This is a genomic window from Siminovitchia terrae (assembly GCF_003605405.2).
Classification (GTDB): Bacteria; Bacillota; Bacilli; order Bacillales; family Bacillaceae_C; genus Siminovitchia; species Siminovitchia terrae.
In genome coordinates this window covers 26,405-41,795 of sequence record NZ_QYTW02000039.1, presented here as the reverse complement: position 1 = coordinate 41,795, position 15,391 = coordinate 26,405, and the positions used below count along the sequence as shown (strand labels likewise).

The 15,391-nt window shown below is 35.7% G+C and carries 15 protein-coding genes and 1 pseudogene; 3 read left to right on the top strand and 13 right to left on the bottom strand.

What is annotated here, in order from left to right; all coding sequences use genetic code 11:
- The coding region (locus tag D5F11_RS23955) for an ATP-grasp domain-containing protein (protein ID WP_425470911.1) at positions 1-648 on the bottom strand (648 nt) is incomplete at its 3' end.
- A 157-nt stretch (positions 649-805) separates the two neighbouring features.
- Positions 806-964 (bottom strand): YheC/YheD family protein, encoded by a 159-nt coding sequence (locus D5F11_RS28275; RefSeq protein ID WP_373316393.1) that lies wholly within the window; start codon positions 962-964, stop codon positions 806-808.
- Between the two features lie 1,805 nt (positions 965-2,769).
- Here D5F11_RS28275 and D5F11_RS27045 point away from each other — a divergent pair.
- The 3 genes from D5F11_RS27045 to D5F11_RS23945 all read left to right on the top strand — a co-directional run bounded on the left by D5F11_RS27045 (position 2,770) and on the right by D5F11_RS23945 (position 6,698).
- Positions 2,770-2,922 (top strand): hypothetical protein, encoded by a 153-nt coding sequence (locus tag D5F11_RS27045; protein WP_185830892.1) that lies wholly within the window; start codon positions 2,770-2,772, stop codon positions 2,920-2,922.
- Positions 2,923-3,440: 518 nt separating this feature from the next.
- Positions 3,441-4,136 carry a cysteate racemase gene (cuyB, locus tag D5F11_RS23950; RefSeq protein WP_120118955.1) on the top strand — a complete coding sequence of 232 codons (696 nt, stop codon included), beginning with the start codon at positions 3,441-3,443 and terminating at the stop codon, positions 4,134-4,136.
- Between the two features lie 72 nt (positions 4,137-4,208).
- Positions 4,209-6,698 (top strand): YheC/YheD family protein, encoded by a 2,490-nt coding sequence (locus D5F11_RS23945; RefSeq protein WP_185830891.1) that lies wholly within the window; start codon positions 4,209-4,211, stop codon positions 6,696-6,698.
- A gap of 109 nt (positions 6,699-6,807) precedes the next feature.
- On the opposite strand, the gene D5F11_RS27040 is transcribed toward D5F11_RS23945, so the two are convergent.
- The 11 genes and pseudogenes from D5F11_RS27040 to D5F11_RS23900 form a co-directional block, all read right to left on the bottom strand.
- Complete coding sequence (locus D5F11_RS27040) at positions 6,808-6,978, bottom strand: hypothetical protein (RefSeq protein ID WP_185830890.1); 171 nt, start codon at positions 6,976-6,978, stop codon at positions 6,808-6,810.
- Between the two features lie 95 nt (positions 6,979-7,073).
- Positions 7,074-7,325: pseudogene (locus D5F11_RS28270) on the bottom strand (transposase); the annotation flags it as partial.
- A 45-nt stretch (positions 7,326-7,370) separates the two neighbouring features.
- Positions 7,371-8,540 (bottom strand): sensor histidine kinase, encoded by a 1,170-nt coding sequence (locus D5F11_RS23940; protein ID WP_120118952.1) that lies wholly within the window; start codon positions 8,538-8,540, stop codon positions 7,371-7,373.
- Entirely contained in the window at positions 8,528-9,202 is a 675-nt protein-coding gene (locus D5F11_RS23935) for a response regulator transcription factor (protein WP_120118951.1), read from the bottom strand. Before D5F11_RS23935 ends, D5F11_RS23940 begins: the two co-directional genes overlap by 13 nt.
- A gap of 15 nt (positions 9,203-9,217) precedes the next feature.
- Positions 9,218-9,820: a hypothetical protein gene (locus tag D5F11_RS23930; RefSeq protein ID WP_120118950.1), complete on the bottom strand. Its 603-nt coding sequence runs from the start codon at positions 9,818-9,820 to the stop codon at positions 9,218-9,220.
- Positions 9,780-10,916 (bottom strand): hypothetical protein, encoded by a 1,137-nt coding sequence (locus D5F11_RS23925; protein ID WP_120118949.1) that lies wholly within the window; start codon positions 10,914-10,916, stop codon positions 9,780-9,782. Before D5F11_RS23925 ends, D5F11_RS23930 begins: the two co-directional genes overlap by 41 nt.
- Positions 10,913-11,782: an ABC transporter ATP-binding protein gene (locus D5F11_RS23920; protein WP_120118948.1), complete on the bottom strand. Its 870-nt coding sequence runs from the start codon at positions 11,780-11,782 to the stop codon at positions 10,913-10,915. Before D5F11_RS23920 ends, D5F11_RS23925 begins: the two co-directional genes overlap by 4 nt.
- Before the next feature lie 427 nt (positions 11,783-12,209).
- A complete protein-coding gene (locus D5F11_RS23915) occupies positions 12,210-12,455 on the bottom strand; it encodes a hypothetical protein (RefSeq protein ID WP_126646678.1) in 246 nt (81 codons plus the stop codon).
- Between the two features lie 529 nt (positions 12,456-12,984).
- The gene (locus D5F11_RS23910) at positions 12,985-14,064 is read right to left on the bottom strand and encodes a sensor histidine kinase (protein ID WP_120118947.1); all 1,080 of its coding nucleotides are present in this window, start codon (positions 14,062-14,064) and stop codon (positions 12,985-12,987) included.
- Positions 14,061-14,747, bottom strand: a complete 687-nt coding sequence (locus tag D5F11_RS23905) for a response regulator transcription factor (protein ID WP_120118946.1) — start codon at positions 14,745-14,747, stop codon at positions 14,061-14,063. Before D5F11_RS23905 ends, D5F11_RS23910 begins: the two co-directional genes overlap by 4 nt.
- 42 nt (positions 14,748-14,789) lie before the next feature.
- A complete protein-coding gene (locus D5F11_RS23900; RefSeq protein ID WP_120118945.1) occupies positions 14,790-15,344 on the bottom strand; it encodes a class I SAM-dependent methyltransferase in 555 nt (184 codons plus the stop codon).
- Positions 15,345-15,391: the final 47 nt, after the last annotated feature.

Here is a 15,391-nt window from a genome sequence, read left to right as displayed (position 1 = left end):
GAAAATAGCAACAATATTTATTTTCCCATTATGCACAAGCACTTCCACTAAATATTGCGGTCCGTCTAAATATTCCTCAAGCAATATTTGTTGATCCGGATATATCTTTAAAAATTTCTTAATAGTCTTTCTCAATTCATATTTATTTTCAACTAAATAGACATCCCTCGATGCTTTTGAAAGCGGCAATTTTACGATTAATGGAAAAGAGTGTTCTTTATTAATAAAATCGGTTATATTGGCCATTGGCTGATAAACTTCAAATTTAGGAGTTGTTGGATTTTCTTTTAATGCTTTTCTTGTTGCCGTTTTATCTTCCATGTTCCTCAACGCTTCTACAGATATATTTGATTTGCATAATTCATTTGAAAGCTGTGCGGCTAATGATACGAACGGATCTACAAAACTAATAATTGCATTAATGATTTTCCCCTGTATTTGAAGCTGGCTAATCTCCGTTCGAATAAGGTCCTCTGTCATTTTATCGAAATGAATCATTTGTGTAATATCCGGAAATTCTTTCCTTCGCTTTAAAAATCTTTTTTTCTCAGTAAACAAAACTGTGATAAAACCTAATCGAGCGGCAGTTTTTACTGCCTCTCTACTCGAACCACTTTTTGTTGTTTCAATAAAAATGATAGTCTCCACTTTTTATCACTCTCCAAAGGAAAAAAACTTAGATTTAATTGATTAAGAAGTCCCTAAGCCTCCACGTATTTTCGCCTTGCGATAAAGTAACGTTTTATATAAATCTCTGATTCGGCTTTGAACAGGGTTCAAAGAACCAGGATGATGCAATGGTATATCATTTGAACATTTGAACAATATATTGTACGGACATATTAGTGATTTCCCAATTTCCGGAGTCATTCTTTTGTACAAGTATTCTTAAATAAAAATGTTTTTTATTGAATTGAGTCAAATGAATGCCGCTTTGAAGGATGTATTGTTTATCTTTTAGCAGCTCGTTTATTTTTCAGAGGTTGTTCATCACCTAAATTCCAGATGTGAAATGGAGGCAGGCTGTTTTTAGATGTTTTTAGTTTATTTGTACAACGTTCTATTCGATATATGTCCTTACCCTAATTCCCCAAACATGGTTTGAGAAAGATTAATTTGTTATTATGGAGGACTGTTTGTACATGTTGCGCTTCATACAAGCAAGTATATGGGAGATATTACTTTAACTCTGTTTACTCAAGAATAATATATGAAATTTATTTAAATGGTTTTTATGATTGTAAATCTTTTTCTTCTCAATTACTTTTTCTATTTGCTAGATTGTTTTTCTTCGATTACTGTAGCATCGATTAATAACGACCCGAGGGAAAGGGCAAATTTGCCCTTCACTAATCCGTCTTCCATAATAAGTGCTCGAATATTTTTCTTTTTCCAATTGATACCCCTTTTGAAACAAATGAAATTAGCATATGCCCCAGATCATTGTAACGGTTATATTTTTTTAGAATGATTTCCTTAGGCTTTTTTTCCAACCATTAATCCTACATTTATTTTCCTTTCTGCGTAAATCACCTTTTTATCGCATACACTGTATATATATGAACTATCAATAGGGGTTGTATAGGTCACTTTACTATAAGTATTTAATTTTTTATTATTCGCCCAAGCGCTTCTAGTATTGTTTTATTAATTGTAAGTAATTAGAAGAAAGGAGATAATATTTAATGGGAAAACTCGGAAGACGAGTGTCTTGCCGAAAAGCTGCCGATTGAAAATGGAGAAGAGACGCTTATAGTCAGCGACTCCTTGGCAGACTTATTGGCAGCAAAGGAAATGGGATGCCGAATCGCTGCGGTTTTGAAAATACAAAAAAACCTTATAATTAGGGTATGGTAGTCCAGTCCAAATCCCTAACCATTGAATCCTTGATATCTTTTTTTCTCTAAATGGAATCATTTCATATCTGAATATTCAAATATAAATTCGAGATATGGAAAATTAATGCTTGACTATTTTTTCTTTTAATGCAAATCTAGTGATTTGCATTAAAACATTGATATATCAAGATTCTTTAAAACCAATGTGTGAAAAAATCAACATTACTAATACGATTTCGTCTATGGGGGTTCTTTATGAGCCCCTTTTATATCTTCCTTAAAATCCCAAAACACAATCGTATACTTTATATTCATCCGACTAAACTCCGATAAACCCCTCTCGGCTTTAAATTATCTTTTAGCTTTCTACTATCTTTATAATTAGGATTAATTATTTAAGATGGAGCCTCCCCATCACTTTGAGGCAGTATTTCAAACCTCGATTTGAAGTCAATGGAGACTACCTCGACACCATTCCCACCCCAACATCAAAATCAGCAGCCTGGTATTGAGTCTATCATGCATGTCAAATAAGCTTTGTTTACGTATAATAGCCATGGGCATTCTCTCCTTTCTGTTATGTTTGTTGTGATTACTAACATTAAACAGGTTTTGGGGAGGTGCTCCATTTTTTTGCCTTGAAAGCCTTGTACCTTAAGAGCTTTAAATTATGAAATTACTATTATCAATTTTTAAAATCCACACTTGTCCTATATAGCTTACCCATCCGGTTTGTTGAGCTTTGCATAGATTAGTAAGGAAGAACCCTATGAAGGGATAGTTTACATTCTCGCGATATTACTACGATGAGCATCATGATAAGTATAGACGTAGACCGTCATCAGGACACTACCATGAGCATCATAAGAAGAAAGAATGCGGATGTTGTAACAGGCGTCATAACGAAGATAGTTCCGAGGAGCTAAATTCGATGGAAGGCATTAGCACTGCAAGGATTGCTGCTAGTGGTAATTCAAAAAACACATTAAATGCTCGTTCTAAATCATTTTCAAAATCAGATTCAGCAGTTAAAGCCGACGCTGAACAAGAACAGGAGCAGGAGATAGCAGAAGAAGAGGGATAGATTTTTTTTTAGGCCCGCTAAACATTATGTAAATAAATATGAATGGAGGAATGAAAATGGGCTCTTCTTACGAGAATGAGAAAAATAAAAACCAAGTTAGGAACAAAAATATAGCGGAAATAATCAACAGTGGAAATTCCACCAATCATATTAATGTTTGCTCCCGTTCTAAATCAAACGTAGCTTCATTCGTTAAGGCGGAGCAGGAGATAGATTTCTAATAAAGGGGGACAATCTACTATGAGCAAGGAAGATACCCCTTTTTTGATAACTTAGATGACCTTATTAGAACTAAGGCAACTTCTGTATTAGATAATTTTGCACAATCAAAGGTTTCTGAAAGCGGTAATTCAAACGTTGATGTTCATATTAATATAGATGTTATTGTAAAACCGATTGCATTTGCTATGCTATTTTCACTATTTTCGAAGAAAGAATTAACAGAACAGCTTGAAGACACCCTTAGCAGATTACTAACCTAAGAAATGAAATTTACATTAAGGGGAGATGATCAATAGGTGTGTAGAACAATTGGTATACTGGGCGGGATGGGCCCTTATGCAACAGTTGATTTATTTCAAAAAATTGTTATGAACACCCCTGCCCAGATTGACCAAGATCATCTTAAAATTCTTATCTACAACAATCCAAAAATCCCGCCGAGAGTACTTGGTGTCAACCGGCCCTCTAACAGCCCCAAATCCGAATTAATTAACTCTGCCCTACTGTTGCAACAAGCTGGAGCAGATTTCATTATCATGCCCTGCCATACAGCTCATATATGGTTTAATGATGTAAAAAATGAAATTTCAATCCCATTTTACAGCATGGTTGAAAATACTGTACAGGCTGTATCCCTCGAATATAAGGATCTAGAGAACAAAAAAATAGTACTTCTTGCTACGGAAACGACAGTTAATTCTGGGTTATATCAAAAGGCCTTTGATAACACCCCTTTTCAAATAATAGTCCCAAACCTCAGAGAACAGAAAATTATTGATCATGCAATTAAGAATGTTAAAGGGGGAAAAAAGAATAAGCAATCTCTCGGGAGGGTTAATGAAATAATTAATGCTTATCATCAAAAAGGTGTTTCTAAGCTGTTAGGATGCTGCACTGAAATTCCGCTCATGTTTCCATATTTTAATACGGAATCAGAAATGATTGATCCTACCCTGCTATTAGCAAAAATGGCTATAAAAAAGGTTAAATAGCCAAAACATTTTTATCACCTCTTTCTGATTACTCTTGCAACTACAAAAACAATGATTTTAGGAGGAATCTCAATGAATCCTTTAATTTTGGATATTCCGGTAATTGCCGTTACTGGAAGTAACGGAAAAACCACAACAAGAGAGTTTATAGCGGCAATCTTAGAACAAAAATGGGAAATATTGAAAAATACAGGCAACAAAAATTTACCAAATAATACGCAGCAAATTGCGGAAAGTTACAATCCCTCTGTTGATGCCATCGTATTAGAACTAGGTATGGGCAAACAAGGCGCCGGGGAAAAACACTGCAGCCACGTTCAGCCTAACATCTCTATTATCACAAATGTTGCCACAGCACATTATGGTAACCTGGGAAATAGTATTGAATCAACCGCACGCTTTAAATCTTCTTTAATCAAGCATATGAAACCTGACGGAATGTTATTAATCAATAACGATGACGAAAACTCAAAATTATTAGATACAAGCACATTTAAAGGCCGGATTATTACAGTTGGCACAGATAAACAATCTGACTATAATGCTAAAGATATAAAATATGTTAAAGGTGGAATGAAATTTACTGTCACCCTTGATGATCAACAGCTGGCATTATTTATTCCTACATTTGGACTCCATAATATTCATAATGCATTGTTTGCAGTTGCCGTCTCACACGAAATGGGGTTTACTCCTTCTGAAATCAGAGAAGGATTGGCAAAATTTCAAGTACCTATTAAACGTTTAAACATAATGGAATTGAGTAACCAATCCCTTTTAATTGATGATACAGTCAACGCAAATCCCCAATCTGTAAAAGCTGCGATAGATGTACAGGAAAAGCTGGGAAAAGGAAAGAAAAAAATTGTTGTCCTTGGTAGCATGCTGGAGTTGGGCGACCATACGGAGAAAGGGCATAAAGAGATTGGAGCGTACTTGACCCATAAACAAGTTGACGCCATTTTCACCTACGGAAAAGGGGCAAAATGGATTAAAGAAGGGGCAATAGATGCAGGCTATGACCCTAACAAGGTCATTCATTTTAAACACCGCAGTGATATGCATAGAGAGCTTAAAAATTCTATTGAAGACTCTAGTTCAATCCTTGTAAAAGGATCTAGTGCAATGAACATGATTAAAACCGTAAAATATATAAAAGATCGATACTTCTATTCAATTAAGGTTAGTAATAAAGATAAAAAGTTTAGTCTAATGAGCTTGGATAAAACCGTAAAATATTTAAAAGATCGATTCTTTTATTTAATTAAGCATAGTAATAAAGATGAAAACCTTATTTACCTTAATAGCCAGACGCTCCAACATCTAGATATAAAAACCGCCTATATCAAACTCCATTTTGGTCAATTAACAAAAAAGCTAAAAATAAGCATTAACAACAAATTAAAAACAGGCGAAATAATAGTCCCGCAAAGATTATCCGAGCATATAACCATCCCACCTTTACCATATGAGTATTATTTTATGAACAACCAGCTATTTTTAGGGCCTGTTATTGGTATGGTTGTATACCAGAGGTATATGAATGATCCTAATCAACAGCTCCTACGTTTTGCCAACTACAGCAAAATAAAAGGGCTTATATTCCTATTTTCCCCTGACTTGCTTAATAAGCAGAACAAGACTATCTCAGGTTATTATTATGATCCTAAAACCAAATCCTTTATATGGGGTACGTTTCCTTTACCATGTGCGATTTTTAACCGAATACCTTTAAGGAAATCTAGATACAAATTCCTAAAAAAACATTTGGGGGATACCATCTTTAATTATCCGTATGGAAATAGCAATAAGCTAGAGTTTTGGAATATCATGTCCAAGCAAGCGGTAATAAGGAATCATTTACCAAGGACGAAGGAGTACAAAAACGTTAATAGCTTATTAAAGTCACTGAAATCATGTGATAGTGTTTATTTAAAACCGGCAACAATGGCTGGAGGAAATGGTATTTTTCATGTAAAGAAAATCAACAAGGGCTATTTATGGTCGGATATACTCGGTAAACAGATTGAAATTAAATCCAAGGATGCCTTAGCACAAACTCTTAAAGATAATTTGGTAAAAAATAAAACTTATATCGTTCAAAAGGAAATTCTTACATTCAATGAAAAACAAAATAAGATTGATTTTCGAATTTATCTCCAAAAAGATTATACAAAAAATTGGCGGTTTTCCGGAATTGAAACTAAGGTTGGGCAAAAAAATAGTATTATTGCAAATTCTAAAAATAGGAAAAGTATCATTCCCGGTGAACAGGCATTGAAGAAGTTTTACGGATTAAATGAGGACGAAACAAAGCAAAAAATAGAAGAAATGACACAGGTTTGCATTAGGACTTTGAAAGTAATGGAAAAAACGGGATCTAAGCTAGGGGACGCTTGCCTAGATTTAGTTATGGATAAAAACCGTAAATTTTGGATCCTGGAACCGCAAATAAATTATGCTGCCGAAATTAAATCGGCTAGGGCCGAAGGTGAACGGAGAGTGTTGCCATTGATCCTTCCAACTCCATTTGAATATGCCAAGGTACTTTCTGGCTTCTAGATGGGATTTAGTAAGAATAATAGGAAACCTGAAAAAAATGTTCCCTCATTATTCGCTGGGATTGTAGGAAGTGCAGGGAAAACGACTAAAAAAGGGGGGTTCAGCTATCTTAAGCAAATAAGGGGAATTTATCAAATGCGCCTTGGCGTATTTGCGCCCAGATTTTATCGAGCTTCGCTCGATAAATTTCCTCTGAAAATCTGTGGCATCCGCCGGAGGCTTTTACTTTATTCAGCCGGGGTTTGAACCCCCACTGAATGGAATACCAATAGGCATTCATCTCACCACTCATAGAAGTGGGAGATTTCTGCTGAATGAAGTTAAAACAACAAATAAATTTAACCGGGTTTTTCCAATAAAGTGTGTAAGTACACTTTACTCAAGGTATTTTAAAACCCTAACTTTCAGCTCATCATGAAGGAGCAACTGGTTACTGACCATGGTCCAGTTTTGGATACGCCCGCTATCCCATTTTATTTCCAATTCTTTAATACGCAAATATAATACTTTTAACAGGGCATTCTCATTGGGGAATGCCCTGTTTTGGTCACTTTCCTAAAACATACTTTCCACGGCGTTAGAGGTATACATGATTTTACGAATAGCGCTGCTATAGTCAAAGAGCTTTAAAATATAACATTTAAAGTGACACAATATAATGCCAATAGCTCCCTATAGTTTAAAGCTTGCCTGTATATCCGCACCATTTTCTAAATTTTGGATAATCAGCCGACCTGAATGCTTTTCGCAAATTAATTTACTAATATATAAACCAATTCCTAAATGCTGCATCGATTGATCCTTTTCTGTGCGATAAAAAGGCTTTGTAACATGTTTAATTTCTGTAGTGGTAAAGCCCTTGCCATCATCAGTTATTTGGATAAGCAGCTCTGTATTTGTCGAAATATGAATGGTAATATTAGAATGTGCATAACGCAGGGCATTTGAAAGTAAGTTTTCATATACTTGCATTATTGCTGGAAAGTCAACGTTCAGTTCTTCCTCCGTTACTCTCATTTCTAAATGAACCATTTGTTTAACATCAAGTAATCGTGTTATTTCTCGAATTGCCTGCTCAAAGTCGTTTTTAAAAACCTTGTTCTCTATTATCTTTAGATTCTCCAGCTTTTGAATGCCATACATACTATCCACATAGTTTTCAAGTCGTTTAATTTGCTGATGCATAATCTTACTATTAGATTGCAGTTTTTCTTTAGTAAATCGAGTGTCCTCAGCGTGTTCTGCTACAAATTCAATATGTCCCTTTAAAACTGTTAAAGGGGTGCGCAATTCATGGGCGAAGGCAGCATTTAGTCGTTTACGTTCTTCAGAGGTACGCCATAATTCATAATGATTTTTCTCAAGTGCCTGCCGCATATCCTCAAAGGATGTAATAATTTGCCCCATCTCATCTCGAATAGGATAGGACAGTTCGAAATCCAAATTTTGCTTCTGAATTTGTTTTGTCGCATACTCTAAAATTGTTAGCGGTTTTTGAAGTTTTAAACGAAAAAAGAGCAATGCTGCAATGACAATACACACAATAAAGAAAAAGGGAATAGAGGCAAAGCTAATAATATTTAAGGTGGTCATTTCTCGGTTATCGACCTTTGAAAAGGTAGTGCCCTTTGATGACAAAACTACATCATTACCGAGCTGATCCCCTGTATCCGTCGTTAAATAAAATTTCTCACCGTCTATAGCATATGCTATATAAATATCCGAGCGTATCATTTCAACAACTAAATTCGTAATTGCCACAAGACATGTAGCGACTATTAAGGCAATGACCATAAATAACATTGCTGTCTTTTTGATGGAGAGATGTTTTAGATTTTCCATTTATAGCCTACACCCCAAATCGTTTCAATCGGTGGCTGCGTATCAAGTTTTAAGAATTTTAATCGAATTTTACGAATGTGCTCAGTTACAACGGCACTATCGCCATCACTTTCTAACCCCCACAATACTTCATAAATGCGTTCCTTATCAAATACCTGTCCCTGATATGTTGATAAAAGCTCAACAATATCGAATTCCTTTTTCGTTAAGTTGATTTCTGTATTCGCCACATACAGTTCCTTTGCCTCGTAATCAATCATTAATTCTGTCGATAAATAAACACGTTTTTTCTGAAGATGACGTTGGTCGCGACGGATATGTGCCTCCACCCGCGCTGTTAATTCGGGCAAAGAAAATGGCTTAACGATATAATCATCTCCACCAACTTGAAGCCCCTTCACCTTGTCGCTATCCTCGATTTTCGCTGTCACAAAAAGAATTGGACAACTCACCACATCACGAATTCGGTTACATACTTCTAAGCCATCAAGCTCGGGCATATTTATATCAAGCAGAATACATTCTGGATGTTGCTGGGCTTGCTGAATCGCCTCTAGACCATCGAAGGCAGTATAAACCTCATAGCCATGAAATTCAAAATGATCCTTTAGTAAATGCACAATTGACGGCTCATCATCAACAATTAATAATTTAGGGCTCAACGCTTTTATCCTTTCTTAACTTTTTCTTAGTAACGCCAAGGTGTAGAGGACAATCGTTACACCAACCATCCACCAGCGCTCTGCATCTAAATCAAATAAATAAAGTACACCTAACTCCTTCGGTAAAAAGAAGTTTAATAGATAAAATAAGATCGGTATCATTAAGCTGGTAGTGCTTTGCCTTGTAACAGCATGCACAAGGCACCCAATACTTCCTAAAAACAATGCATTAACAATTGTTGCAAATAATACTTTGCCGCTAATTACCGTACTATTCCATTGTAAAATACCACTATATAATAAAATGGCTAATACAATAAAGCTAGTACTTATCATTAGTCGTAATACTAACACTTGCCAATAAGAAATTTTTCGTATACGAACGACTGCTTCAATATCACGAGTCTGCTCAGGTAAACAAATACTCGACATCCACACAATACCCAGCAATGGCAAAAACATTTCAAACACTTTATGGACGGTACGACTATTTAGTTGGAATACCCCAAATTGATACAGTAAAAACCCTTCAAACAACAAGGTGAATAATAGTGATAGTAAAAAGAAATGTCGCATATTAACGATGGCGATTTTTCCAAAATTGCTGAAGCCTTTCATATCTTGTAGGCATCCCCTTTCTTTTATGCTCATACCCCCAAACTGTTAGTATAATGAACACGAACGAGGCGGTGACATAGCCAAGACGGTTCAAAAATAAGGCTTCTTTATATTGCATAAAGGTTTCAGTTGCACCAATAATATTATGTCGCACATTCATCATTCCTTGCCCGTAGCCACCTTGCAGTTGTGTCATACCCATTTGTAGTGAAACAAAGAACATTACAAGCTGAACAGCTATAGCGATCAGTGAACCCGTCCACTCCGTAGTACATAAAGCGAGTGCTACAACAAACAAAATTGTTGGTAATAACCATCCAACACTATAGGAAATAAAGGCAAATGGCTTTAGAACCTCACCAGGATACATACTGTAAATCACAGTTGTTTCATAAACGGATAACAATAAAATTGGGAGAAACAACGCTGTTACAATCGCTGTAATACGCGTAATGATTAAGCGAGTCGAAGAAATACTGCGTGAATAAATCAAACTTGTCATTTGAGCAGCATTATCCTTTAAACTAATCGCCACCGCAATAAAAGCAGGCAATATCGCTAATAAAATCCCTAAGTAATCTGCAAAATAACGTGCATATGCAGCAGTATATTGGTCGTTCTTTACAACCCTCTCATACTCCTCGACAGCATCCTCGTATGTCATTTCCACATAACCAAATTCGCGAACTAATGCTTGGTCGCCGTAGCTGGAGCCACCTCCAATTTCTACATTGATTTGCTGCATAATTTCTTTAAAATCTTGATAGACCATATCACTTTTTAATGATTGAGCGAGTTCGTTAACACGCTTTAATTTCTCTTTAGATAATGTAACCTCTTTATAAAAGGAAAGAGGGTACGCAACGAAAGTATTAGCGGCAATTTCCATTGCAAGCCGTTCCATCGCTCTTGGCATAATAATACTTGGGTCATCTTTTTGCATATAGCCGTACTGCTCTAAATTCGGTTCTGGCGGTTCTATCTTTTCGATGTCCTGATGATATTGAGTAAAGTTAAACAATACGACTGCTACTAAAAAAATTACAAACGGAATACTAAGTATCACTTTTTTAAACTCTATCCAAAACAAATTCATCGACGTTCACCTCGATGAATAAAATACAGATACGCATCCTCTAAGTTAGGAGCAACTGCTTTAGAAGAAATGATCGGCATCTTCTCACTAACAAAACGAACGACTACTTCCTGACCTTGAGTGAGCATACTTGTCACGCTATATTGTGATTTGAATTTTTCTAACTCTGATGCTTTTATTGTTGCACTAAATACTTTTTGATCGGTTTCATGAAGCAGCCCCTGTACAGTACCACGATATTGTATATGGCCCTCGTGTAAAATCGCGATTTGCTCACACGTCGCTTCAATATCACCAACAATATGAGTAGAAAGAATAACAATTCTATCTTTGGCTATTTCCGATAATAAATTACGAAAACGAATGCGTTCTTCTGGGTCAAGCCCAGTTGTCGGCTCATCGACAATCACGACTTTCGGGTTATGAAGTAATGCCTGTGCAATACCAAGGCGACGCTTCATCCCACCGGATAAACTCTTTACCTTTCTATACTGATGCTCAAGTAAATTGACTTGTGCTAATAACCCATGGCTTTTTTGCTCCAATTCCTTTTTCGCCATCCCACTTAACACACCTAAATAATCAAGTACTTGCTTCACAGTCATATTCGGGTATACCGAAAAATCTTGCGGCAAATACCCAATAATTTCGCGAATTTCCTTTGCTTTCTCAATTGGGATCCCACAAATTGTAATGCTTCCACTCGCCTTTTTCTGAAGACCAACTAATGTTTTCATTAACGTCGATTTCCCAGACCCATTTCGCCCAAGCAAACCAAACATTCCTGTCTCTAGATGTAAATTAATATCAAATAACACCTGTTTCCTTCCATAAAACTGTTGTAAATGTTGTATCTCAATATTCATATGATCTACCCCTTTTTCTTGATAGATTTAGTTTAGATGGGAATTATCAAGAAAAACCCAAGATATAATAAGAGATAAAATTTATGGAGGAAATATTTTCTTGAATTCAATTTCCTTAAGATGTTAGATTACAAACTAAAAACCCCTACTGGAAATGATTCCCACTTTGTAGAGGGTTAAATTTAGGTTCTTAGATTTTCAATCATTGTATGGTAGAGAAATCATCATTTATTTAAGGTTTCCATCTTGGTAAAAAATGCTAGAACCTTTGGCTCGCAGTTAAAGGATCAATTAAAGACGGTAGTTCTGTTTCTGTGCCGTTACTCTGTTGGGGAAGGAATGAACGGACTAAACTGATAACAATTTGTAAGGTGAAAGCACCGCCAATAATTAAAAATAGCGAACGTTTTCAGGCCANTCTGTGCCGTTACTCTGTTGGGGAAGGAATGAACGGACTAAACTGATAACAATTTGTAAGGTGAAAGCACCGCCAATAATTAAAAATAGCGAACGTTTTCAGGCCAATATCAAATGCGCCTTGGCGTATTTGCGCCCAGATTTTATCGAGCTTCGCTCGATAAATTTTTTCTAAAAATCTGTGGCATCCGCCGGAGGCTTTAACTTTATTCAGCCGGGGTTTGAAACCACACTGAATGGAATACCAATAGGCCATTCATCTCTCTACTTACAGAAGTGGGAGACTTCTGCTGAATGAAGTTAATAACAACGCAATATAATCTTTCTTCCCCCACACACTGTCCAAGGAATTTTCTGAAGAGACAAGTTTTGTAAATTGAGTCATTAGAATTTCCAGCTCCTAATACTGCTTTTTTAATTGATAATCCGCAGCAATCATTTTTACCATGTCGAGCATAAAAACTGTGCCTATAATACCAATAGTAAAATTTCTTATATCCGTTAGTTTTACGCATCTTAACTTCAGAAATTCTTTCTTCAACAATATGTCCCTTTTGTGGAATAACATAATGGGGTTCGGGCAATAATGAGCGCTTTTAAACAACTTTATTGAAAATCAACATTTAAGAAAATATATAGGTATAGCCTTATAACTACAAATATTTTCTTCCCCATCTTCCATTCTTCCCTACCTTCTATTGTTTACAGATCCATCTTAAGCAAAGGTTTAATACAAGCCGAAAAATTTAATAACAGCTTACAGGAAATAATGCTCCTGTAAGCTGTTACTCTTTCAGACTATGTCCGATCGTAAAGGTCAGCCACTCTCCTTTATAATCTATTGTTAAGGTTCCGCCATGAATCTCAACGATTCTTTTTGATATGGCGAGTCCAAGACCTGCCCCTCCATCCTCTCTTCTGGCTCGATCCCCCCGATAAAAACGCTCAAATAATTGATTAACGTCTTCAACCGGAAGATCCTCTACCCGATTGGAAATCGACAAAAACGCTTTAACTCCATCTGAATAAAGATTGATCTTTATGAAAGAGGGTTTTATACTGTATTTTTTGGCATTCATCAAAAGGTTATCATAAACACGTACCATTTCTTCTACATCCATGATAACCAGTAGATCTTCATCAGTAATTGATTTCTGAATACGTAACCCTACTTTTTCGAAAATCGGAATGTATTCACCCACCACCTGTTCCAATAAACCGCTCAATTCAACTTCAGTAAGGTTTAATATGACATCAGGACTTGTCAGCTTGGTATATTCGAACAGTTCGTAGATCAATGTTTTAAGCTTTTGCGATTTGGAATAAATCGTCTCTACATAATCTGTTAATTGTTCTTCACTTTTATACTCTTTTTTTCTCAGCAAATCTAGATAACCAATGATTGACGTTAGCGGTGTCCTCAAATCGTGCGAAATATTCGTAATGAGCTCATTTTTAGCATTTTCCATCTTTCTCTCATGTTCAAATTTATTTTCGAGTTCCTTAGACATAAAGTTGATATTGCTTGCAAGCTGGGCTAACTCATCACTCCCCTTAATCACAATAGTAGAACCCAATTTACCATTTGCTATGTTTTGGACATTTTTGATTATTAGTTTTAAATATTTTATTTTCTTCCTGATTAGGAACAAAAAAATGCTGATAAATGATAAGATAACAACAGCAGCAATGAGGAGCACAATGAGGTTGTATTTGAGCATGCCAATCTGATTGGCATTTATTAAATAATTTCGATTGATAAATTGTGAAATAATAATTGTAATAAAAAGTGATACGGAAAAACTTATTGTAATGGCTATGAGGAGTTCAACACTTAACTTATTCCAAAACCTTTTTGACCTCATATTTTATATCCTACTCCCCAAACAGTTTTTATAAAAATAGGATGTTTAGGGTCCTCTTCAATTTTGTCTCTTATTTTTGTAATATGAACCATAACTGTACTATCCGATTTAAAGAAATCCTCCTTCCAAACAGCTTCATATATCCGGCTGACACTCAAAACAATCCCCTTATTACGGGCAAGGAGTTCAAGAATATCAAATTCCTTCGGAGTAAGCCTCACTTCCTTCTTCCTCACCCATACTTGGCGTGTATCTGTATTGATGATAAGATCCCCAATTTCAATAATGCTCTTATTGCTATCTGCATCAACATTGTATTTTTTATATCTTCTGAGCTGCGATTTGACTCTTGCCATTAGTTCCATCGAGTTAAATGGTTTAGTGATATAATCATCTGCACCGGAAGCAAGACCTTGAATTTTATCAATATTTTCCGATTTAGCTGAAAGCATTATGATTGGCATATGCCGTTCTTCCCTTATTTTCATACATGCCTCGATTCCATCCATTTTCGGCATCATGATATCTAAAATAATGAGGTCAAATTCATCCTCTTCCAACCATTTCAATGCTTCAAGCGCATCGCCCGCAGTTTGAGTTTTTAATCCCTCATTTCCTAAATAGATCGATATTAGTTTTCGAATTTCATGGTCGTCATCCACAATTAAAACCTTACCATTCAAAGTAAATTCACCCTCCATTTATAAAAAATTTTGAAAGCCTGTTTACTGATTGCTGCAAGAGAATACATAAGCAGGCGGTATATTTCGAAACTCCCGCTTTACTTCGATTCGCTTAAAATATTGGCAAATTAATTTTTTCTTTAATTGGGTATATTGGAAGGTTACAAATTTTCCATGATCACCCAACAACCTTTTTGTTTTAATTAAAATAGTATTCGATACACCTTTAGGCAAACTCGTAAAAGGTAAACCGGAGACCACATAATCAATATAAGGAATTCCGTATTCATTTATATATTTATCGGTGTCCTCAGCAGAACCATTTACAATGAATATATTCTCTTCGTTCTTATATTTTTCCTTTAGCAGCTTGCAAAATTCCCTATTACTTTCAATCAACATAACTACCGTGTGTGGCTCTCTATTGTCGATGATTTTATCAGTAAAGACCCCCGTACCAGGGCCATATTCCACGATATAATCTGCAGTTTCAAAATCAATATTATCCACCATTCTTTGTGCAAGATTCTTTGAACTTGGCAATATTGCTCCAACAGTTCTTGGATTTAATAGATATTGAAAAAGAAAAGACTTCATGGTATATCACTCCTTAGGTTTGAATATTTTTAACGCTTTTAGAATAC

Excerpts from the sequence above, each read along its gene's own strand:
- D5F11_RS23925 (WP_120118949.1), bottom strand. The coding sequence starts at position 10,916 with ATGAATTTGTTTTGGATAGAGTTTAAAAAAGTGATACTTAGTATTCCG.
- D5F11_RS27045 (WP_185830892.1), top strand. The coding sequence starts at position 2,770 with ATGGAAGGCATTAGCACTGCAAGGATTGCTGCTAGTGGTAATTCAAAA.
- D5F11_RS23930 (WP_120118950.1), bottom strand. The coding sequence starts at position 9,820 with ATGAAAGGCTTCAGCAATTTTGGAAAAATCGCCATCGTTAATATGCGA.
- D5F11_RS23900 (WP_120118945.1), bottom strand. The coding sequence starts at position 15,344 with ATGAAGTCTTTTCTTTTTCAATATCTATTAAATCCAAGAACTGTTGGA.
- D5F11_RS23940 (WP_120118952.1), bottom strand. The coding sequence starts at position 8,540 with ATGGAAAATCTAAAACATCTCTCCATCAAAAAGACAGCAATGTTATTT.
- D5F11_RS23945 (WP_185830891.1), top strand. The coding sequence starts at position 4,209 with ATGAATCCTTTAATTTTGGATATTCCGGTAATTGCCGTTACTGGAAGT.
- D5F11_RS27040 (WP_185830890.1), bottom strand. The coding sequence starts at position 6,978 with ATGAATGCCTATTGGTATTCCATTCAGTGGGGGTTCAAACCCCGGCTG.
- D5F11_RS23915 (WP_126646678.1), bottom strand. The coding sequence starts at position 12,455 with ATGGCCTATTGGTATTCCATTCAGTGTGGTTTCAAACCCCGGCTGAAT.
- D5F11_RS23920 (WP_120118948.1), bottom strand. The coding sequence starts at position 11,782 with ATGAATATTGAGATACAACATTTACAACAGTTTTATGGAAGGAAACAG.
- D5F11_RS23910 (WP_120118947.1), bottom strand. The coding sequence starts at position 14,064 with ATGAGGTCAAAAAGGTTTTGGAATAAGTTAAGTGTTGAACTCCTCATA.